A 23043-nucleotide genomic window follows, 5' to 3' on the forward strand; every position below is an offset into this window, starting at 1 on the left:
CACAGATTGAGATTATATATAAAACCACATCCTTCTTAGATTATTTGTCATTTTACAACTGCAACATATATTTTATGCTTGACAAAGAGTTCTATATGATGATATAATTTTGTTGTAAACGATAAATGACATATCGGAGGTGCGAAAATGGAAAGATTGATTAAACTATCAAAAGTTTGTGATATCAGTGCAGGATTGGTGCTTAGAAGAAAAGAAGCACAAACTAAAAGTGAAATAATTAAAACTTATAAACTAATCACTTTAAAGAGTCTCGAAGATGATGGATGGGTAAATTCAGAATATTTAGATGACTATAACAGTTTTGAACTACTTGATGATAGGTATCTTACCAAAGAAAACGATATATTAATACGTTTAAGTAGTCCATACACCGCTATTAAAGTAAAAGCTGAACAAGTAGGTTTTGTGATACCGTCATTGTTTGCAATAATTAGACTTAATAAAAAGGATATTGATTCTGGCTATTTAAGTTTCGTGCTGAACAGTGACACGATTAAAAAATCATATTTTAAAAACGCTATGGGAATAACCATACCGGTAGTTAGAATGCAAACCATTCGAGAAACTCAAATTCCAATGGTTTCGACGACCAAACAACAAATAATATCTAAAATAAACGATTTAATGATTAGAGAAAAAAGGTTACACCAACAATTGACTTTAGAAAAAGAAGTATATAATAAAGAACTAACAAAAAGAATAATTAAGGGAGGAAACAAAAATGCAAAGTAAACAATGGACTCAAAAAGAAGTAAATGAAACACTATGGCGTGCATGTGATACGTTTAGGGGGAAGATTGATTCATCAATCTATAAGGACTACATCTTAGTTATGCTTTTTATGAAATATATTAGTGATGTCTATAAAGAACACTATACAGAGTTACTAGAAAAGTATGATGGCGATAAAGAAATGGCTGATCGCCAAATCAAGTTAGATAGATTCACTTTAAATGACGCATCATCATTTGATGACTTATATCAAAATCGTAATGCTTCTAATATAGGTGAAATCATCAATAAAGCATTAGCGGATGTAGAAGAAACGAACAAAACAAAACTACGTGGTGTATTTAAGAATATTGATTATAATTCAGAATCTATATTAGGTAATACAAAAGAGCGTAATACAATGTTAAAAGATTTACTTGAAGATTTTAGTAAGCTCGATTTACGTCCTTCACGTTTATTAGGAGAAGATGTTATAGGAAATGCTTATGAATATCTAATCTCAAATTTCGCATCTGATGCTGGCAAAAAAGGTGGAGAGTTCTTTACACCATCTGAAGTATCAGAACTCTTGTCAAGACTTGTCAAACCAGAAGAAAATGATAGAATATATGATCCAACTTGTGGATCAGGATCATTACTAATTAAAGCATTTGATAAAGTACATTCAAAAAAAGCGCAAATCTATGGACAAGAGAGAAATGGACAAACTCAATCACTTGCTAGAATGAATATGTTTTTGCATAGTATTGATGATGCTAAAATTGCATGGGGAGATACAATTGCTAATCCACTACACATAGAAAATGGAAAATTGATGAAGTTTCAAGTTGTTGTTGCAAATCCACCATTCTCATTAGATAAATGGGCATCTGGATTTTCTGGCGAATCAAATGGAGATTTCAAAATGGAATCATCACTTGATCCATATAAAAGATTTGACTGGGGTGTTCCACCTAAGTCAAAAGGTGACTATGCATTTGTACAGCACATGCTACATTCTCTAGCTGAAGGTGGACGCATGGGTGTTGTATTACCTCATGGAGTGCTTTTTAGGGGTGCTAGCGAAGGAAAAATCAGAAAAGAAATTATTGATTTAAACTTACTTGATGCAGTCATTGGGCTACCTGCTAATTTATTCTTTGGTACAAGTATCCCTGCAACTATCTTGATATTTAAGCAAAATAGAAATAGAGATAATATCTTATTTATAGATGCATCGCAAGATGATATGTATGAAAAAGGTAAAAATCAAAATAAACTTAGAGAAGAAGATATTAAGCAAATTGTTGATGCATATGAAAAATATGAAACAGAAGATAAATTCTCATATGTAGCAACCAAAAAAGAGATTAAAGAAAATGAATATAATCTAAATATTCCTAGATATGTTGATACTTTTGAAGAGGAAGAACTTGTAGATTTAAAAGAAGTTCAAGAAAATATAGAATCTATAAAAGCAGAGCTTGAAGAAGTAGAAACCGAGATGAAAAAGTATCTAGAAGAACTGGGAGTTTAGGTGATAATTATGGATTGTTTACCTACGAATTGGAAGAAACTAAAACTTTCAAAAGTTTTGAAAGTTAAACACGGTAAAAACCAAAAGCAAGTGGAGTGTGATGATGGAAAATATCCCATTTTGGGGTCGGGTGGATTAATGGGTTATGCAAACGATTATATATGGGACAAACCTTCAGTATTAATTGGACGCAAGGGTACAATAAACAAACCCCAATTTATGAATAAGCCTTTTTGGACAGTGGATACACTATTTTATACAGATATTTTTGAAGGATATGAACCTAAGTGGTTATATTATGTATTTCAAACAATTAACTGGTATAAATATAATGAGGCATCCGGAGTACCCAGTTTAAGTGCATCAACGATTGAAAAAATAAAAATAATAGTTCCACCATTTGAAGAACAAAAGGAAATAGCAAACATCCTATCAACCTGGGATGTTGCTATCGACCTCAGAGAAAAAGAACTTAAAATGGAAAAATCGCTACTTATACAAGCAATAAATACGTTAACTAAGAATAATGATTTTATTGATGTGAAATATAATCCCATTTCAATTGATGAGTGTACTTCATTTGTCAACGGATACTCATTTCAAAGTAAAAGCTATGAAGATGTAGGAGACTATAATATTGTAACAATAGGAAATGTTCAAGATGGAAAACTGGATTTACATTCTAAAACAAAAAAAATATCAAGATTACCTAATAACATAAGTAAACATCAAATATTATCTAAAGAGGATATTCTGATTTCTATGACGGGAAACGTAGGTAGAGTTTGCAAAGTGAATGAATCTAATTTACTGTTAAACCAACGAGTTGGAAAATTCATAATCAAACCAGTTATTCATAGAGACTACTTTTATTACTCGTTAAGGAGTACAAGATTTTTATCAAAAATGATTGCTAAAGCTCAAGGTGGAGCTCAACCTAATTTATCAACTAAAGATATAAAAAATTATTATATAGAAATACCAGAATATAAAAGACAAGCAATTATTGGTAGATATTTGAGTTCATTAGATAAAAAAATTGAGTTATTGATAGATGAAATTACTCAAATGAAGATTCAGAAAAAAGGTCTTATGCAACAACTATTAACCGGAAAGATCAGAGTACAGTCATAATGCTGTACTCTGCTTCCAATCGAGGTGAACAGTATGAATAAACAAGGATATGATGAATTAAATATTTCTCAAACACCAGCACTAGAAATTCTAGAACGTATTGGCTATGAAATTATAAAGCCTGAAGTAGCTGAAAGCATGCGTTCTAATTTATATAATGTGATATTAAAACCTATACTAAAAGCACAACTAGAAAAAATAAACTCATACGAATATAAAAATCAAGTGCATCTTTTTTCAACTAGCAATATTAAAAAAGCTATTCAAGATATTGATATGGCTTTAACTGATGGACTCATTAAGACAAATGAAAAAATATATGATGCACTGACATTAGGAAAAAGTTATCAAGAGGTTGTATCAAAAGTAGATGGTATTCGTTCTTTTAACATGAACTATATCGATTATGAACATCTCGAAAATAATGTTTTTCATGCTGTAGAAGAATTTACAGTTGAAAGAGAAGATGGGCAAGGCCATGTTCGTCCTGATATAGTTCTATTTATTAACGGAATTCCATTCGCTGTGATTGAATGTAAAAAAGCGTCAGTTTCTATTAATCAAGGTATTAGCCAAATGCTTAGAAATCAAAGCATACAGTATGCACCACAACTTTTTAAGTTTGTACAAATTGTGATGTCTACAAATAAAAATGAAACCAAATATGCAACTGTTGGTACACCAGCTAAATTTTGGAGTTTTTGGAAAGAAGATAAACAATCAGATGAACTTGAATGGTTTGAAAAAAATCTATCTACCAGCATAGCTGAGAGGATACCTACGACACAAGATCAAAACATCATTTCTCTTTTTCATCCAAAACGTGTACTAGATATCATTTCTTACTTTTTATTATTTGATCGTAATGAAAAAAAGATTGCTCGATACCAACAATTTTTTGCTATCAAAGAAATCATGAAAACTATCAAAGAAACAGATAGAGCTGGCAATCGACAATCAGGCGTTATATGGCATACACAAGGTTCTGGTAAATCACTTACAATGGTTATGCTCTCTAAGTATATCTTGAGTGATTTAGCTAAAGAGCATCCGCAATTAGTGGTTGTTACAGATAGAATTGAATTAGATTCACAGATTCACAAGACGTTTAATCATTCAAGGTTAAAAGCTGCTCGTGCTACGAGTGGGAAAAATTTAGTCAACCTGATTAAAACTAATAAGGCTGATATAATAACGACACTTGTACATAAATTTGATACAGCATCTAAAAATCAAGAACCAGTCAAAGATAAGAATGTTTTTATCTTAGTTGATGAATCACATCGAACTCAATATGGAGAACTTCATATCAAAATGAAACAAGTATTTCCAAATGCTTGTTATTTAGGTTTTACTGGAACACCACTTATGAAAAAAGAAAAGAGTACCATGCGTAAGTTTGGTCGTATGATTCATAAGTATACAATCAAAGATGGTGTAAACGATGGAACAATTGTCCCATTGTTATATGAAGGACGTTTTGTAGATCAAACAGTCAATCGTCTTGCAGTTGACAAACGTATAGAGATGATAACAAGAAACTTAAATGATAAACAAAAGATCTTACTTAAACAAAAATGGGCCAAGTTTGAAAATATTGCATCTAGTGAGCAACGTATTCGCTTAATAGCTGATGATATTTACATGCACTTTATTAAGTTTTATAAAGGAACACCATATAAAGCAATGCTTGCGACTAATTCAAAATTTGATGCAATTAGATATAAGGAAGCTTTTGATGAGTATAACGATATTCATACTGCTGTTGTCATATCACCTCCAGATCAAAGAGAAGGATACGAAGATTTAGAAGGTGAACCAAAGGATAGAGTTCTTAAGTTTTGGAATAAGATGATTGAAGGATATTCTGATGTACAACGATATGACGATATTATCAAAGATGAATTTGTTAATGGTGATGAGTTAGATATCATCATTGTCGTAGATAAATTACTTACAGGTTTTGATGCGCCACGAGCAAGTGTTTTATATGTGGATAAACCTATGAAAGAACATAACTTATTACAAGCGATAGCACGTGTGAATCGTATATATGAAGGAAAAGATTACGGACTTATTGTAGATTATCGTGGATTGATAGATAATCTTAATAGCGCCATGGAAACATATTCAGGATCAGGACTAGAAAATTATGACTCTGAGGATATCCAAGGTGCACTAGTAGATGTGATTAGTATCATTGGAAAATTACGAGAAGCATATTCACAGCTTCTTGATATCTTTAAACCAATTAAAAATCAAAGAGATAATGAAGAATATGAAATACTTTTGGAAGATGATGAAGTAAGAACCAACTTCTATAACTCTCTTTCATTATTTGGAAAATTTTTAGGTATTGCACTAGAATCAGAACATGTATATAATTCTCTTGGAGAAGAAGAGTTAAACAAATATAAGAGAGAACTGAAGTTCTTTCAGGAACTAAGAGCATCTGTTAAATTACGTTATAGCGATTCAATAGATCATAAAGAATACGAACCTAAAATGCGTAATTTAATGGATAATTATATCGCTGCAGAAAATGTCTATAAAATAACTGCACCAGTTGATATATTAAATGAAGAAAAATTTGAATATGAAGTAGAACAACTTGGATCAAATCGTTCAAAAGCTGATACGATACGGACACGTATGACAAAGCGAATCTCTCAGAAATATGATGAAAATCCAGCATACTATAAGAAGTTCTCTGAGAGGATTCAAGAAATCCTAGATTTATATAAAGAAAAACGTATCTCAGATGGAGACTACTTTGATAGACTTAATAAAGTAAAAAACGACTTTAGACAAGGGTATTCTGGAACAAGTTTTCCAAAGAGCATCAAAAATCACCCTCATGCTCAAGCATTTTTTGGAGTTGTTAAAGATGAAATCGATAAGATTAGTGAAATCGTCTCTAAATTTGATGCTGAAGACTATGAAGATTTTATAGGAGAACTTTCGATTAGAATAGAAGATGTCATCAGCAAGAACAGTAAAGTAGATTGGCATGATAATCAAGAAGTTCATAATAAAATATCTAGAGACTTAAATGAACTTTTTTATGAATACAAGAAAAAACACTTTACAGCATTAACATACTCTAAGATAGATACGATGATTGCAGATTTGAAAACTGTAGCACTTAGAAGATACTAGGTGACATTATGGAAAAACATAAGGTAATATATTCGAAAAGAGATATATGGTTTAATCTTGAATACAAAAACATAAAGAATATAAACTTAAGAGTTAAGCCTGATCAAAGCGTGCATGTATCAGTGCCACTAAGTACACCAAAAGATAGAGTCGAAACTTTTGTTTTATCGAAAGCTCCTTGGATTTTTCAAAAAATTAAAGGATTTGATCTAACAAGACCAATGCAAAGTGGTAAAAAAGATTATGTAAGTGGAGAAACATTCAAATATCTAGGAAGACAATACCGCTTAAAAATCGAAGAAACAATTAAGAAAGAATATGTCACAATGAAACCAGGTTATATAACGATACACGTTAAAAAGAAAGATAATAAAAAACGCAAGCAAAAGCTTTTAAATGAGTGGTTTAGAAATCGCGCACATTTTATTTTTCAGGAAGTAATGAATGAGGTTTATCCATTAGTTGAAAATATAGTTAAACCCAAACCATTATTAGAAATAAAGGTAATGACGAAAAGATGGGGATCCTGTCTTAAAAGCAAAAATACAGTTCTTTTGAATTATGAACTCATTAAAGCACCAAAACATTGTATTTCTTATGTAACAGTACATGAACTTACACATTTTGTACATAGAAACCATGATTCAAAGTTCTACAATTTGCTAACCGTTTTAATGCCTGATTGGAAAGAACGTAAAGCAATTTTAGATGAAAAAATTATCATGTTTATATAAGGGGGGGAGTGCATGAAATTTATAGAAATCTTTAGTAAGTTTAATATCAAGTTTTCCAGATCAGCAAGAATTGTTGCTGGCATATTCGTTGGTATAATTATCTTATTTGGTTTAATTTCATTATTAATACCAAATTCAGACAATAATAATGATCAAATTGAAAATACTGTAGAAGACAAAAATACATATTTGTATGAAGAAGTAAAGTATGCCGATGAGGTATACATTAATTGTGTTGGGATTAATGCTATTGAAAATAGCGATGAATCATACACACTAAACTTGAAAGTGAAAATCGAACAATGGAATACTGATTTTAACATTAATCAGATAGAGATTAAGCCTGAAATGTTCGAAATTAGACTCATGGATACAAATGCACCATCACAAATGTCTGTATTCATGAGTAGCTTGGCTAAGGCAACTGTCTTAACTGCCGCTTCAATTGCAGTTGGTGGAGAAATTAATGTAATAGAACAAACTTTAGATTTTGCTACTGATTATGCTACTTCAGTTATAGAAAATGCTGAAAGTAAGGACACTTTAAAGATTAAAGCAAATAATGAAGATTTTGAACCATTTAGACCTTACATGAAGAATGGAATACCAACATATGTTAATCTCTCGTTTGATATTACTGAAGAATATTTAAATAGTTATAAAACCATAGTTTTATCAATTGACACTTGGTATACATGGCAACAAAATATATTTTTGACATTACGTCCAAACACTAAAGACTATTCTATAGAATTTGACCTAAATGGAGGAACATCAGCTGTTGAAATACCAATTGTGGATGTTGAATCAGGAAATATCGTTGATTTTCCAAATGTAGATCTATATAAAGAAGGATATCAATTCGCATATTGGACAACAGAAAAAGATAACAAGGAAACAAAATTAAGAGATTTGTATTTTTATACATACGAGAATGTGCAAAACTTCAAAGTTTATGCATATTATGAAGAATTAGTTCCACTTGAAGAATATACAAGTATGGGCGATATTGTGGAATTCAAAGATTCGACATATGTTATTTCTGTACAAGAGGTTAATACAATAGAAAATGTTACTATAATCGATAGCAATGGTGAAGAAATTATCCATACCTCTAACGGAGAAAATCAATTTCTAGCTATAAAAATTATGATTGTTAAAACTATAGATGGGAACGGACATGTGTTAGACAATGATAATGATTTTTATTTATTAAACGAGTATAAAGATAAAGACTTAGGTAAGTATTTTGGATATATTAATCTATTTGATAACATAAAGCCATTAGATGATTATAATTGGATTGGGCTTGAAATAGATGCCGTAGGAACATATTACATTACATTGCATTTTGAGATTCCAAATCACCTATCAGATAAGAGTTTATTCGTACTTGAAATTGACTTTTTTTGGAATAGTTACTCAAAAGAAATATTACTTAAATAAAACCTCGTTGATATATATATTTCTTTATAACTTTTCACAATAAAAAAAAGGTGAAATAAAAATGGAAAATTTACTTAAAACGATACTAAAGAATCCAATCGGAGCAATAATAGTTAGTCTATTTTTATTCGTATATGTGCCTGGTTTGAGAGTATACATTGCTGTAGCAGTGGTAGTCATACTAATAATAACTCTTGGAAAAAATGGTTTTGTAATATACTTTGCATACAGTTCTCTAGGCGCACTACTGAGTATGCTTTTATCATTCTTTAATGAAACTTCAAATTTCTATCAACAGTTGTATGTATCAGTAAACTTATTAACATTTGCTACATTAGGAACTATTATCGATCTTATTTTTTATATTGAATCAAGTGGATGGGGTTGGTTTGAGAATTTATGGGCATTTATTGGGTTTGGAGCAATAGCATTTTTAATACAAAAACTTACTTAAGGAATCTATAATGAATAAATATGAAACTGTACTACTTGGCATAGAAGCAGCATCCAAAACACTTAACATCACACCACCTGAAGTATACTTTGCAAGTGGTAGTGATTTTCCCAACCTAGAAATATCAAGTATTTATAGACATAAAGATAATGAAATCATAGTTAATGAAGATTGGATCAATAGAAGTAGTGAACTAGAAATTATAATTACTGCACTTCATGAAACTAGACATGCATATCAAAAGTATTGTATTGATACGAAATCTAAAGAAGACATAAAAACAATAAAAACTTGGGAAAAAGAATTTAATCAATATTATCAACCATCAGGAAAAAATACACCAAGAGATGACATATCATATTTAAGACAATCAATCGAAATTGATGCGATTGCATTTGCTTATCATCAAATGAAAAAATTATATGATATTGAGGTAAAAATACCTGAAGAGATTAAAAAAGAAATAGAAAAATATATAGTTTCTAACAAGTGGTCATAGACCTAAAAGACCGGAGTTACCGGAGTTACCGGAGTTACTAGATATTAGATATAAAAAAAGACCACAATAAAGTGATCTTAATAATTCCAATCTACTTTTGTAGGTTGGATTTTTTTTGGGTCTTATAGTAATGATTATAGAGTTGTGATAACTTAGTGTCTAATAAAGCATAGGGCAAATCATCGGATATGACAATGTAATCATTATTAGCTGAGGCATCATCATATTTAACCAATGTCCCTTCGGTTAATTCATCAGAGATGCTTATTTTTTTAGCAACATTAAAGACTATTTCTTGTGAGAAAAGCTCTTTTTGCGATAAAGCATTATGAAAAAGTTTAAAACTTCTATAATAGTTCTTTTTACCTAGCCAGTTTGACATATGTGCATCATTGATGACTAGATAATCATTTTCACTGTTCTCTTTTTTTACTAAGTAGTAAGCACATGTTAATAAAAAGTCTGTTATGTATTTTCTATGAGTTACTTCAAAGGCATCTATTAATTTATTAAATATAGAGATTGGGAAATAAACATAGTGATTTTTTAAAGGACCATCTTGGATAGCATTTGCAATAATCAAATCAAGCGTAACAATTTTATTATCATATTTGTTTTTCATGCCATGAATACTATAAAATTTATTTTTAATAAGGCCTGTTAAATAGACATCATTCCAGTAGACAATTGATTTTTCAATCGATTTAGCTGTTAACATGTAGTTTTTCAAATTTATTTTTGTGTCTTCTAACTCTTTATTGGTAATCCTTGCAATAAGGTTATTAAAAGCATCTCTTGCTTCTTGCATATAATCATAATATCGGCCATTGCCACTTACACCTATTAACTCCTTTGGTAGATCTGATTCAATTTTATGATTACTACACCAAGCTATAAGATAATTTTCTACAAGTTTAATCCTATTTAGGAGTTCTGATTCTTCTAGAGTATTTAATTTTCTAATATCTTTTTCATCATGGAAAATAAATCTTCTAGCTATGATGGTTAGTGCTCTATCAATTCCCGATCTTTTTGTAATAGATTCAAGTAATAGTCGACCATAAATCTCTCCACTTTTAAATTCGGGATTTTTAACGTCCACATTTAGAATCAAATCTTTAGTATAATCATCGTATTCTTTAAATTCGTTTAACATCAGAAATATCCTCCTTGTTCAAATCAATTACTAGATTAAGTATCGTATTTCTAGCGAAAGTAAACATAAATTTCATAGATTTGTCATAAGTTCTTAAAGCATAATAGTACATTGTCTCAACATCTCTTGAAACACCATGATATTTAAATAATTTATCAAGACTATCATTAAAATAGCGCTCTACATTTAAACGTATCTTCCATATGGGTAGAAGGATCGATTGCTTATCATACATTCGGTTATTACAATCAGAAACGAGTGTCGAAATATCATCTAAATCTTCTAATGTATAAGCCATTTCTTTTTTAGGAAGTTTTTTTATTGAACTTTTTATCTTCTTAGTATAAGAACACGCTTTTTCATAATCAGAAGTACCTAGTATAGATGTTTTATCGATGTATTTTATAATTAAATCAGTGTCACTTAGTCTATTGATAAGAGCGTCATGTATTAAAGAACCAAGATTATCAGTGGTATGTATATTGTGGCGATCAAATATATTTTTAAGTAGAATCTTATATCTAGAAATTGTATCAAAACCATTGAGGTTAACCGAAAGTTCTTTTTCAAGAGTTAAGATAGCCTCGCTTAATATTAAATATAAGAGCTTATGGCCATTATTTGAGAAGTTTGTCAAAAGTTCGATCTCTTCTTCATTCAAAATCTCACCAAAGTACTTCGAAAGAAGTGCTTCTTTTTTTTGTTGTAATGAAATGAATTGCCAATGATTAGATAAAGATAAATCTCTTATAGAAACTAACTGCTCAATATCCATAGCGATAAGCTTAATTAAAAGATTATCAAGTGTCAAAGTCATAGTAATATCATCATATTGTAAACTTAAAATATATTGTATTGTAGACTGTATTTTGCTATTAAAATAGCTATTTGGTTGCATAATATAACCTAGTTGTCTATTGAAGTCTAGGTAGGATAACAGGAGTTTAGAAATCTCTTTTAACAATTTAAAATTAAGAGATTTCTTCCAATTCTCATCTTTTTCAAAAGAAAATCTGATAATATTAGAGTGTTTTTTATTAAGAAGTTTCTTAGCATTAATTGCTTCTAATAAAACTTTATCAGCGTTTTCCTTCAGATAGTATAAGTTAGGACTATTATCTTTTATATAAAAATTGATATTTTCGTTTCTATTGTTCTCTACTCTGGTTTTATAATCAATAAAGGGGTTATTGATACTCTGGGCTTTATAAAATGGTGCTTTACCAGATTTGACAGCATCTATTTCTGCTCCTATAATAAAAGACATTTTTTCAGCTTTTCTACGATGCATTTCCTTCTTTTTGTAATCAGAATCATTTTCATTATATGCAAATATACTATGTGAAAAAGAATGATTACTCATTAACCCAATTCTTGTAGAAAAGGAGTTTATTGTAGAAGTGAAAAGATTTTCATTTGTAGGATGTTTTTCCTCACCTTTTAATGAAGGGAACCAAAGTATTTGATTTCGATTTAAAATATTAGATTTTTTAACAGCATCGTTATAAATGTCATTACTGATGATTCTTACAATATCACCATCAGTATCTGCTGTTTGCATAGCTAACATTTGATTTGAGAAAGCATTAAGCATGATAACTCCAGTTAAATGAGAAAAATATTTCTCTCTTTGCTCATTTAACTCCTTTGGGATAGGTTTTGCAGAGACTAGCTCTTTAGATGTAATATGTGGATTTCTAAGGATTGAATAATTTTTAAGCTCAATGAAATGATTAAATTTACTAGGTGCATAAAAATAATCAGATAAATCAGAGAAACCTTGGGCATAGATTCCACCTTTAGTAATTTGATTGAGCAATTCGAGTAGATCACCAGATAAAAATCGAACTGTTCCCTCTATCTGAATTCTTCCGGTTTTCATATTTTTTAGAAGAGTGTTCGCATAAGAGTTGATTCTATTTTGATATATATCATCATATATGAAATCAGGATTTTTCGAAAGAAGTCCAATAAGCAGACTTTGTTCATCATTAGAAGACTGAAATTCATTATTAGAATCATAGTAGTTTTTAGATCTTATAAAATATTCAATTTGTTTATCTGGATTTGAAACGATATCTAAATAGTTTTCTTTACCGCGGTTAAGAAGTTTTATAAAATCTAATCTCTTCAGTGCAGGTGTATGTAAAACTTGATAGTTTAATATTGTTTCAAAATCCTCTGTTTCTTGCTGATCTAGGTTTGTGATATACAGAGCGTGATGATACTTATAAAACAATTCGAAATATTTTTGCATTGGAAGTAAAGGATTAATTTTATCTTCAACATTAAGATATCGACTTTTGATCCAATTAAAACATTTGAACTGACTTTTAGTTAGTATTATTTTTATGTTTTCTACATTTCTTAAATTGCCAAAAGCATCCCTTATATGAGTGATATTGTTTTCATTAAACCATTGGACTAGATTAACAGCATGAAGCACCCCTTTTGTGAAAGGAAGCCTAAATTGAATACTATAATGATACGGTGGCTGTTTTTTAGATAAGAAGGTCTGGTTAATGTATTCTAAAAAAGACTTATCAATAAAACCTTCGCCATCAAACATATTTGTGGCTGTATTTATATTTACTTTATTAAACACAACAAGTTCATCATCATCTTTTAGCTTTTCTAAATCAAGTAATTTAAAGATTTGAAGGATAAGATTATTGTAAGCTTCTAAAGTGATAGTATCTAAAGCGTTTAAAGGATTGGGGGGCAAACTCTTATAAACACTTAAATCAATTTGAATAGCTTCTCGCAAGTCACGATATTTTTCATACATATTAAAGTATTGGTTTTTTGAATAGGTTTCAATATTTCTAGCGTTGTTGATGAGGGCAGTATGCAGCGTATTCATAATCCTTGTATATCCTTCTTCATCCGAAAAGAACATATCATAGATCATTTCTCTAATAATTGAACGACTAAATGCTGTTGTAAAATTATCTGTTACAGACAGTTTGTTATAATCATTGACTACAATCACAGATTCATCATCCAATTCTTGCAGTTCAATTCGCATACCACTACTTAGATATAATCCTTGATAAGCTTGTAGTTTACTAATCAAATACTTGTTGCTTTCATGAATCAAATCAAAGTTTAATCTTTCATCAATTATATTTTTTAGGTCTTTTCGAACGAATGAAATTAATGATTTTCTACCCATACTTCCCGATTTTAAAAATGGAACATAGTGTATTTTCTTATCCGTATCTAGCTCTATGATGACTCCATGCTCAAATATCATTTTTGCATAACTATGATACTGTTCTTTTTTAACATAGTTTTTAACAGTGAATATACCTGTAAAATCAACATATACAATCACATCTGAGAGTAAATCATTAATCTTGTTCATCGTAGGCATGTGATTGCTTTGATAAGCTTGACGATCTTTATCAAAATCTTCAATTTTTTTATCGAGTTCATAAAGAGTCCTTGAGAGTTGATAAAAAAGTGCATTTTCTTCTATAGTACTTAGTTTTAAAACTAATGCTTTGGATTCTTTATTTAATATCATCGGGATTTGATTTTCAGTATGTTTTTTTGCGATAAGAATCTCAATTATTTTTCGTGCACTTAATGTCTTTATGATATATCTAAAATTCATAGAATCACCAACCTTTACTCTATTATACACTATATTCTATTATATATAATTAGTAGACCCAACTATATATTGATTATATATAATTAGTAGACCCAAAAATGGAAAGAGGTGGTGCTTATGATTTAATTAGGCTGAATAATTCAGCAAATTAACTTTTTAGACTTTTTAGTAAAAAAGATCACAAAAATAAAAGAGAGGATCAAAACGAAGGGTAAGCCAAAATGGCTTATCCTTTTTTTGTTTTGAAAAGGAAAGAAAATATGAGTTATTTAGTAAAAAATCTTTCGACAAACATGATGGACTATGTCGATAGCAAAGGAAATGTTTACCCGTCTGTATGCAATGGAATTTGGGTAAAATCAATCATTAAATTTATTGATAAACCCGATTTAGAAACCAGAGTAGTCTTAGAAATCTATCAACCAAACAAAATTGTTGAATTTGTTGTTAATCTTGCTTCTACCATTAAGAGTCAAGAAAGCATTATAGAAACACTTACAAAAAGAGAATTTTTCATTAGTTTTAAATTTGCAAATGCTTTAAGGGATTATTTAACTTATTCAGCTCAAGAAGCACAAAATCAAAATAGGTATCAATATTTTCACGAAACACTAGGATACTTAAAACAAGAAAATGAAAACCCTATATTTCTTTTAGGAGATTCAATATTACCTAATGGACATAAATCTATATTTGATGATACAAATATCAAGTTTAAGTCAGGATCTGAAAAAGATTACAATAATTTCATGGAAGATATGATACTTTCTTGCAAGAGCATGCGTTTTGCACTTGTATTAGGGCTTTCATCAGTAATGGCCAGTTATCTTAAGGATTACGCCGATGTTGGAACAATGCTAATCAATCTATCTGGAGCTAGTAGTTCTGGGAAAACGACAACTGCAATGTTTATAGCATCACTTTGGGGTGAACCTAAGATTAGTAATTTAGGATTAGTTCGGACATTTAATTCAACATTAAATGCACTGATGTTTAGCTTAAGAGGAATTTCAGGTGTTCCTATAACGTTAGATGATGCAACAACAGGTGGGTTAAAAAATCGTACAGAAATGATTTATCAATTAGCTCAAAGTGAACCGAAAAATCGTATGGCATCAGGCTCAGAACGTAGTGAACAGGGGTTGAGTTGGTCTGGAGCAATATTTATTACATCTGAAACACCTGTTATATCAGATTCTGAAAGTAGGATGGGTATCGTTTCTCGAATAATTGATACAGATGGATTGATATTTACACAATCCGCAAAACATGCTGAAGAGATTAAAAGATTTATAGGATCAAACTACGGACACATTGGAAGAAAATATGTAGAAGCATTAAAAAGTAAGAAAAAGGCTGATTTAGAGCAGTTTTATGAAAAGTGCAAAGAAGAAGTTTTAAATAAGCTTGTTTTAAAGGATAATTTGACATCTAGAATTTCTAGTAAGTTAACGATCCTTTATATGACAGCTAAATTAGGTCAAGAACTTTTGAAATATAATGAATTAGATCCTGATGAAATACTTGAATATTTGATATCAAAAGATCAAAAAGAAGTAAAACAACGACATATTGGTGAAAAAGCATTAGAAGTTATAAAAGAATTTATTACAGAAAGCCATAGACACTTCGAAAAACTAGATAAACATTCCATAACACACCAAGTAGCGTCTGGTTTGCTATATGGTCATTTTAGATATATTGGTGAAAAAGTTGTTGTAACTATTCCAACGGCCAAAGTCGAAGGGGTATTGAAGTCTAATTATATTTATGATACAAGAGTTATTTATAAATATTGGCATGATAAAGGTGTTATTCAAAAACAAAAAGATAGATATTCAATCAGTGATTCAAGACTTAAACTTAGAACCATTAAATTTGAATTCACAAAAGATGAAGAAACACTAATACCTTGGTATGCATCACCTATCAAAGATGAACAGAATTCAGAAATAGAGACACCCGTGTCAGATGTGAAGTACGAAACTGATATTGATAGCATTTTTATCGAGGATGAAGATCATGAGAATTAAAATATCTAGAAGTATTCTTTATGAACAAAAAGAGCAAAAATCATACCAAAAGAAGATTGAAAAAGCACTTAAAACATACAAAGGAAATCCAAGTATTGAAAAGTTAATCGTTTCTGCTATTAGTCAGATAAAAGATAGAAAACATGGTAAGTAATAATCATAATAAATAATTCTTAAAGAACAATATTTAATGTAATGGATATATCCCTAGAAAGTTTTCTCTGTGTTACGCAGAACTCAGTTGTTACTTGGCGGATATAAAGACATTTTCATTTTAAGTCTCGCAGCCTAAAATCTTAGCATGGACGACTGCTCGGTCATTTATCATTTTATGAAATGTCATGTTTGTTTCTAGGGATCACAATTACTACTAGCATTTTTTAATCATCCATCCAAGAGGATAAAAAAACTAAGAAAGAAGGAAAAATAATATGAAAGCAAATGAATTTAGAGAAGCAATGTGTCAATTAGTTTCTGCAGCAAGCAACATAATATTACTTAATAGTATAGATGGGGGTAAAGTGAAATCAAGAGAACTTTATTTCAAGGAACAAAACAATTTATCAGAAGAAGATATCGCGAAATGCATATTACAATATTTTTATAAAGCGTGGTATACCAAATCTAGAGATTTTATAGTGATGAGTCAATGTATCGAGAATGTAACTCAAGAAATAGATATCAACATTGAAACTTTTATCAATTCACAGATTAACCATGCGATATCGATTGAAAAAGCATCGACTTATAAGATAGATCTATACCCTCTAATTGTATTTGAAGATAACGATTACAAAAAAGGTATTTATATTAAGTTGTATAAATAATAATTTAATAGATTACACCAAAGAGACTGCTTATTTATAAGTGGTCTCTCTCAATTTAAAAATAGAAGATTTGACTATAAATTGGGAATGTAAGTTTTTAAAATATATATTATAAATATGTGAACAAAGAGTAATTATTTTTTACATAAAATTAAATAAGGAGGAAAAATATGAAATGTTCTATTTGTGAAAAGGAAATCAAAGGAGATGAGCACAATGCTATGCCAGTAACTACAGGCATTTGCTGCACAACATGTAACGAAAATGTAGTTATACCTATGAGAATGTATAATCTTGGGTTAAATAAAAAAGAAGGACTTATAATTACTCCAGATTACAAGGTTGAAATTGTCAAAGCTAAAGATGAATGTTTTTCATTAAAAGAGCTACAAGAATATGTGAATGGATACATAGAACTATATCCAACAAATAATAAAACCTATCATATAATAGTTAATGAAGAAGGCTTACTGATGCGATTACCATTAAATCAGTTATCGAGTAAGCTATATGGAATCCATGCGGTAGGAAATGTAGTTATCATTCCTAAAAAATTATTTAAATAAGGAGGAATTAATGAGCGTTATAGTTGGTGTAGTAGATAAAGGAGTAGTCTATTTAGGAGCAGATAGCCAAATTACACAAGGTGGTTGTAAGAACAACCAATATCATCCTAACAATAGAAAGATTTGGCATCCAGATGAAGAGGTATCGGTAGTGATGGGTTCTGCTGGATTAGTTAGAGGAATAAACATCACTAAAAACATCAATGGATTAATTGATGCTAAGACACTGAGGAGTCAGCTAGTAGATTTTAGTTATGTGAGTCAGCATGTAGTTAAAAATATCATGGATCAAATGGAGACGCATAAACTTTTAGAATCAAAAGACTTTATACCAAAAATGCAAAATGAATATCTCATTGGATATAGAGATAAGCTCTATAAGATTAGTGTTGATGGTGCTGTATCAGAGATAAGTGAATATGAAGCGATAGGGTCAGGACAAATAGAGGCTAGAAGTAGTTTATACACATTAAATCAAGATGGGCCTATTCATAGAATTGTTAAAGCAATAGAATCAGCTATAGGAAATGATATTTATGTAAGCTATCCAATAGTAATAATTAACACTAAAAATAAAGATGTAGTCGTTATTCAAGACGAGAAAGAAAAGAACTCACTTAGTTAGTGAGTTCTTTTTATAGATAAACTAGGAAGGAAGTGAACATCTTGAATAAGAGCAGACAGTATGCAGTAGCAAACAAAAAGCAATATCATCCAAAAAACAAACAATCTAACAAGAGATATCATCATCCACAGAAACGTGGCAGTGAGATTAATCAATTATTTAAGGGTAATATTGTAAATAACATGAGATTTGGAAATAGGGACCATGATTTATCTGGTTATGTAGAAAGAACTTTGGTAGTAAAAGATAGACAAGGTAACGTACAGGTCGCAAAAGAGAAGCAATTTTTTAATAGTAGTAAGAACTCAATGAGAGTGAGGATTAAAGATGATGATAGAGAACCATCATAAAGACTACTACAACCTAGTAGAGGTAAGTATACATAAAAAGAAAAGGGTATCACCCTTTAATTTGAATATTACATGTCCTAAAGATGCTGCTAGATTCTTTTCCCATATGCTTGCAAAAAAAGATCGTGAAGTACTAGGGGTAATAGGGTTGGATATCAAAAATAAAATTACATATTTTGAAATTGCTCATATAGGCACATTATCACAAAACCTCATACACCCCAGAGAAATATTTAAGGCGGCTATACTTACAAATTCACATGCGATTATTATCGCACATAATCACCCTAGCGGCCATGTAGATCCTTCACTAGCAGATAGGAATGCTACTAAACAGATGACTCAAGCAGGAGAACTCATAGGAGTGACTCTAATAGACCACCTTATAGTTACTAATGATAAGTACTACTCAAGTAAAGAAAATAAAGAGAGTTATATAGGAGGGGGTAGTAATGTTTAAAGAACTACTAGGGGTAGTAGTACTCAATGGGCCGATGATGATAGAGGTAGTATCTAATGAGATAGTTGTTACAGTGTATCAACATAAGACGATGATACCTTATCTACCAGTAGATATGCCAAAAACATTTGATGAGATAATGGGACATAGTAAAAAAGGGCTTAATATGGCGATAATCTCAGATATCTACGATGTATATAAAAAGACTATAACTGTAACAAATTTTAGCCCTAGTACTGTTAAAGAAATACTAGCTAAGCTACTAGCAGGAAGTATTCAATATATGGCTGCTATTAGTGTAGAGGAAGGACTACCTATACTACTAGTTAATAGTTATAAAGAAAAAGATAGATACCTATTGTCAACGATAGGGTTAGTAGATGATGCAAGAATTATATTTGCAGAGATCTATGAAAATAAATAGGAAAAGAGGTTAATTAAAAATGCTCAATCAATGTATATTTGTAGGCAGAGTTCAAAAAATTGAATCATTTAACAGTGAAGTGTTAAAAGTCACGTTAGATATAATAACTAATAACGATAATCACAATAAGATAGGAATTGAAATACCAGATAAAATGATAGATGAATCATATATCAGAAAAGGTAATTTAATGGGTATAAAAGCAAAAGTAAGCAGTAGTGATGCACAGACATATAAGTTTATTGCAGAGCGACTTACTGTATTAGGAGTAAAAGATGATGAAGCATAAATGCACTTTTAGCCGTAGTACGAGGTACTTAACTAGGGGTATTAGTGAGACGGTACCACTAGAGATACAGATATTTATGTGGAGTGAAATTGATAAGGTAGTAGTAGCTGAACAAGTGGACTATCTACAGGTATTTGAATTTAAAGTAAAAGAAAATCATATCGAAATAGAGCATAGACAAGAAGATCCAGCTTATAAAAAAGTGCATAAAGTAAAAAAATTAAACGATTATATAAGCTTAGATCAAATCAAGGTATTCGTGATTGATGATATCGATCATAGTACGATGTTACTATCGAGTGAATATTAGGAGGAAAGAAATATGGCAAAAGCCAAATACAAACCAGAAGAAAATATGAAATCAATCGATCAACTGACGATTGCAAAACAGATTGCAGATGAGCTATCACTACATGCACCACTTGTGACAAAAGTGATTGAATTAGAGCAAAAACTAACAATGCAGTATGTGAAAGAAGGGTATAAGATTATCAAGAAGAACTACGTAAGTTTTACTCCGGTAAAAAAACCAGGGTTTAAAATGACATCTAAACTAAATGGACAAACCTACGAAATACCAGAGCGTCTTACTGTGAAGGTTCGTTTAGGACAAGGATTCAAAGCATTTGTTGCAGATGGTAATGGTAAAATGCCAGATAAGATTTGTAGATTTGTTGATGGAAAAGAAGTTAAAGAAGTTGCAAAGACAACAGTGAAGAAGAAAGAACCTAAAAAAACTAAGGTAAGCACATAGACCACAACAGAAAAGAGTATAAGAGATGAAAGAAAATATCAAACTAGGGAAACGTATAACAAAGCTACGTAATGAAAGAAAGATGTCAAGAGGAGAACTTAGTATGCTATCATTTGTTGACTATACAACGCTCATGAATATTGAAAACGGAAAAACAAATCCAAAGCTTGATACATTAGAAAGACTCTCTACATGCTTAGGAGTAACTTTGAAGGAGTTGTTTGATTATGAGGCAAAGTAAACCCAAAATCATGGATGAAAAACAAATTGCAGACTTATTAGCAATACGAACAGGTCTTGAAGTCAATCTGGTAAGAACATTAATGCACTACTATGAGCGCATCATATTGCATTCAGCGATGAGAGGTAACTACGTTACAATTGATAACTTATTTACTATTTATCATCGTAATAATAAAATTGAGATAAGATTTACTGAAAAGGCACAAAAACACTTAAAAAAGAAGTAGGACCTGAAAATCTTACTTCTTTAGCCTCTTTAAAAATGTTTTTTTTCAATAAGAATAAAAATATATCTAATAGAGATTAGAAATGATTAAAATAGCTTTTAAAAGTATAACTGATTTTTGCTTTTAAAAGTAATATAAGATATAATTACAATATGCAAATTTCAATAAAAAAATTAAAATATAGGGGTAAATATGAGAGCATTAAGTCAAGATGAGATAAAAGTCTTAGAAAACATACAAAAATCTTTTGGTGGAAAAGTAACTACTGCAATTTATGCTAGAAAATCCAAAGAAGATTTATCAAATGAAGCACTATCAACTCAAGTCAAGCAGTGCGAAGATTTTATTGATCAAAATAAAAAATACTTGAATTTAAAAAAAACTTATCAAGAAGATAATGTATCTGGAATGACAGTTGAAGGAAGAGCCGAATTTAAGAAACTGATTGAGGCAGTGGATGATGGATTCATTCAAGCTGTAGTTGTTTCGAAGTGGGATAGGTTTTCAAGAAATACCACTGATTTAAAAAATTATAGAGAATCATTTGGAAAAAAAGGCACACTTGTTATAACCATCGAAGATAGTGGAGAGATGTCAGCTGTAGCTAATCTTCAATTTGAGATTATGGCAGCAATCAATCAATACTATGTTCATAAAATAGCAGAAGATACTAAGGCAGTTTTGATAAATAAAACTTCAAAAGGTCATTCAGGTGGTGGAGTAGCAAACTATGGATATGAGTTTGATGAGAATAATTTCTTGATCATTAGAGCAGAAGAAGCAGTGGTAGTTGCAGACATATATGACAAATTTGAACTTGGATACTCGTATAATGATATCATTTCAGATTTAAAAAATAGAAATATCAAAACAAGAAAAGGTAATGAATTCACTAAAAGCACGATACGTGATATATTAACTAATGTTAAGTACAGTGGTGTCTATAGATATAATAGAGAGGATAGAAAACAAAGTGATCTTGTAAAGAAATCCTTTGATGAAGTATGGGTTGAAGATGGCATCAAAGAGCCGATTGTCACTAAGAAACAGTTTGAAGAAGTTCAAAAAATAATCGATATTAGAAAAACCATATATAAAGATTCAGAATATCTATTAACTGGAATTATTGAATGTGAACTGTGTCATACTGGTATGGTTGGATCTTCTCAAAGTACAGGAAAAGGAAAACCAAGAAGAAGGCAGTATATTTGTCCAAATCATTTGAAAGTAAATGGTAAGACATGTACCAGCAAGGGTATAGATGCTTTAACCATTGAAAATCAAGTACAGCAAATTGTCCTTGATACCATTAATGCATTTATTAAGACTGATTCTTTTGATAAAACAATATTTAAAGATTCACTAGAATCTAAAAGACGATTGAAAAAATCGATTAATAAATCGATAGCTAATATAAATCAAGCGATAGAAATTGCAACAGATCGTCTAGTTGAGCCAGGAATAAGAGATGCAATTAAAAAATCTCTTGAAAAGAAAATAGAAAAAGACTCCAATCACATTGAAGAACTTAAAATTAAACTAGCTTTAGCAAATAAGAGTATTAATCAATATAGTCAAATAGTAAACAAAAAAGAAATAGATTCTTTTACAGCAGAGGATTTGCTAAAAAATAAGATTATTGAAAAACAACTTACTAGAGTTATTGTAGATTGTGTAAAAATCGGTCCAGAGAATATAGAAATTAAAATATTAGAAAAATAAACTAAAAGGAAATCCAAAATGGATTTCCTTTTTTCATTTAGGAGGAAAAAATA

General features: G+C 30.2%; 24 protein-coding genes. 22 read left to right on the forward strand and 2 right to left on the reverse strand.

Annotated features, from left to right (window positions below; genetic code table 11):
• Positions 1-147 precede the first annotated feature (147 nt).
• The 8 genes from MPAN_RS00345 (at position 148) to MPAN_RS00380 (ending at position 9695) form a co-directional block, all read left to right on the forward strand.
• Entirely contained in the window at positions 148-753 is a 606-nt protein-coding gene (locus MPAN_RS00345) for a restriction endonuclease subunit S (RefSeq protein WP_176239049.1), read from the forward strand.
• Positions 743-2269 carry a type I restriction-modification system subunit M gene (locus MPAN_RS00350; protein ID WP_176239050.1) on the forward strand — a complete coding sequence of 509 codons (1527 nt, stop codon included), beginning with the start codon at positions 743-745 and terminating at the stop codon, positions 2267-2269. The genes MPAN_RS00345 and MPAN_RS00350 overlap by 11 nt, the downstream gene beginning before the upstream one ends.
• Before the next feature lie 9 nt (positions 2270-2278).
• On the forward strand, positions 2279-3403 hold the full coding sequence (locus tag MPAN_RS00355) for a restriction endonuclease subunit S (RefSeq protein WP_176239051.1): 1125 nt from the start codon (positions 2279-2281) through the stop codon (positions 3401-3403).
• Between the two features lie 33 nt (positions 3404-3436).
• Complete coding sequence (locus MPAN_RS00360) at positions 3437-6562, forward strand: type I restriction endonuclease subunit R (protein WP_176239052.1); 3126 nt, start codon at positions 3437-3439, stop codon at positions 6560-6562.
• An 8-nt stretch (positions 6563-6570) separates the two neighbouring features.
• The gene (locus MPAN_RS00365) at positions 6571-7296 is read left to right on the forward strand and encodes a M48 family metallopeptidase (protein WP_176239053.1); all 726 of its coding nucleotides are present in this window, start codon (positions 6571-6573) and stop codon (positions 7294-7296) included.
• Positions 7297-7308: 12 nt separating this feature from the next.
• Positions 7309-8742, forward strand: a complete 1434-nt coding sequence (locus tag MPAN_RS00370; RefSeq protein ID WP_176239054.1) for an InlB B-repeat-containing protein — start codon at positions 7309-7311, stop codon at positions 8740-8742.
• Between the two features lie 145 nt (positions 8743-8887).
• Positions 8888-9196, forward strand: a complete 309-nt coding sequence (locus tag MPAN_RS00375) for a hypothetical protein (RefSeq protein WP_231756779.1) — start codon at positions 8888-8890, stop codon at positions 9194-9196.
• A gap of 10 nt (positions 9197-9206) precedes the next feature.
• On the forward strand, positions 9207-9695 hold the full coding sequence (locus MPAN_RS00380; RefSeq protein ID WP_176239056.1) for a hypothetical protein: 489 nt from the start codon (positions 9207-9209) through the stop codon (positions 9693-9695).
• Positions 9696-9786: 91 nt separating this feature from the next.
• On the opposite strand, the gene MPAN_RS00385 is transcribed toward MPAN_RS00380, so the two are convergent.
• Both MPAN_RS00385 and MPAN_RS00390 read right to left on the reverse strand, forming a co-directional pair.
• Entirely contained in the window at positions 9787-10851 is a 1065-nt protein-coding gene (locus MPAN_RS00385) for a hypothetical protein (protein WP_176239057.1), read from the reverse strand.
• Positions 10835-14470: a hypothetical protein gene (locus MPAN_RS00390; protein ID WP_176239058.1), complete on the reverse strand. Its 3636-nt coding sequence runs from the start codon at positions 14468-14470 to the stop codon at positions 10835-10837. Before MPAN_RS00390 ends, MPAN_RS00385 begins: the two co-directional genes overlap by 17 nt.
• 260 nt (positions 14471-14730) lie before the next feature.
• On the opposite strand from MPAN_RS00390, the gene MPAN_RS00395 reads away from it, so the two are divergent.
• The 14 genes from MPAN_RS00395 (at position 14731) to MPAN_RS00460 (ending at position 22990) form a co-directional block, all read left to right on the forward strand.
• The gene (locus tag MPAN_RS00395) at positions 14731-16503 is read left to right on the forward strand and encodes a DUF927 domain-containing protein (protein ID WP_176239059.1); all 1773 of its coding nucleotides are present in this window, start codon (positions 14731-14733) and stop codon (positions 16501-16503) included.
• Positions 16493-16657, forward strand: a complete 165-nt coding sequence (locus MPAN_RS00400) for a hypothetical protein (RefSeq protein WP_176239060.1) — start codon at positions 16493-16495, stop codon at positions 16655-16657. The genes MPAN_RS00395 and MPAN_RS00400 overlap by 11 nt, the downstream gene beginning before the upstream one ends.
• 277 nt (positions 16658-16934) lie before the next feature.
• On the forward strand, positions 16935-17330 hold the full coding sequence (locus MPAN_RS00405) for a hypothetical protein (protein ID WP_176239061.1): 396 nt from the start codon (positions 16935-16937) through the stop codon (positions 17328-17330).
• Between the two features lie 170 nt (positions 17331-17500).
• Positions 17501-17896 (forward strand): DUF3846 domain-containing protein, encoded by a 396-nt coding sequence (locus MPAN_RS00410; RefSeq protein WP_176239062.1) that lies wholly within the window; start codon positions 17501-17503, stop codon positions 17894-17896.
• A 10-nt stretch (positions 17897-17906) separates the two neighbouring features.
• A complete protein-coding gene (locus tag MPAN_RS00415; protein WP_176239063.1) occupies positions 17907-18521 on the forward strand; it encodes an Ntn hydrolase family protein in 615 nt (204 codons plus the stop codon).
• Between the two features lie 41 nt (positions 18522-18562).
• On the forward strand, positions 18563-18871 hold the full coding sequence (locus MPAN_RS00420) for a hypothetical protein (protein WP_176239064.1): 309 nt from the start codon (positions 18563-18565) through the stop codon (positions 18869-18871).
• A complete protein-coding gene (locus tag MPAN_RS00425) occupies positions 18852-19331 on the forward strand; it encodes a JAB domain-containing protein (RefSeq protein WP_231756780.1) in 480 nt (159 codons plus the stop codon). The genes MPAN_RS00420 and MPAN_RS00425 overlap by 20 nt, the downstream gene beginning before the upstream one ends.
• A complete protein-coding gene (locus MPAN_RS00430) occupies positions 19324-19755 on the forward strand; it encodes a hypothetical protein (protein WP_176239066.1) in 432 nt (143 codons plus the stop codon). Before MPAN_RS00425 ends, MPAN_RS00430 begins: the two co-directional genes overlap by 8 nt.
• Positions 19756-19774: 19 nt before the next feature.
• Complete coding sequence (locus tag MPAN_RS00435) at positions 19775-20044, forward strand: hypothetical protein (protein ID WP_176239067.1); 270 nt, start codon at positions 19775-19777, stop codon at positions 20042-20044.
• The gene (locus MPAN_RS00440; RefSeq protein ID WP_176239068.1) at positions 20034-20354 is read left to right on the forward strand and encodes a DUF960 family protein; all 321 of its coding nucleotides are present in this window, start codon (positions 20034-20036) and stop codon (positions 20352-20354) included. Before MPAN_RS00435 ends, MPAN_RS00440 begins: the two co-directional genes overlap by 11 nt.
• Positions 20355-20366: 12 nt before the next feature.
• Entirely contained in the window at positions 20367-20798 is a 432-nt protein-coding gene (locus MPAN_RS00445) for an HU family DNA-binding protein (protein ID WP_176239069.1), read from the forward strand.
• 25 nt (positions 20799-20823) lie between these two features.
• A complete protein-coding gene (locus tag MPAN_RS00450; RefSeq protein WP_176239070.1) occupies positions 20824-21039 on the forward strand; it encodes a helix-turn-helix domain-containing protein in 216 nt (71 codons plus the stop codon).
• Positions 21026-21268 (forward strand): hypothetical protein, encoded by a 243-nt coding sequence (locus tag MPAN_RS00455; RefSeq protein ID WP_176239071.1) that lies wholly within the window; start codon positions 21026-21028, stop codon positions 21266-21268. Before MPAN_RS00450 ends, MPAN_RS00455 begins: the two co-directional genes overlap by 14 nt.
• A 192-nt stretch (positions 21269-21460) precedes the next feature.
• Entirely contained in the window at positions 21461-22990 is a 1530-nt protein-coding gene (locus MPAN_RS00460; RefSeq protein ID WP_176239072.1) for a recombinase family protein, read from the forward strand.
• The last annotated feature ends 53 nt before the right edge of the window (positions 22991-23043 follow it).

The sequence above is a fragment of the Mariniplasma anaerobium genome (assembly GCF_016865445.1).
In the GTDB taxonomy this organism is placed as follows: domain Bacteria; phylum Bacillota_I; class Bacilli_A; order Acholeplasmatales; family Acholeplasmataceae; genus Mariniplasma; species Mariniplasma anaerobium.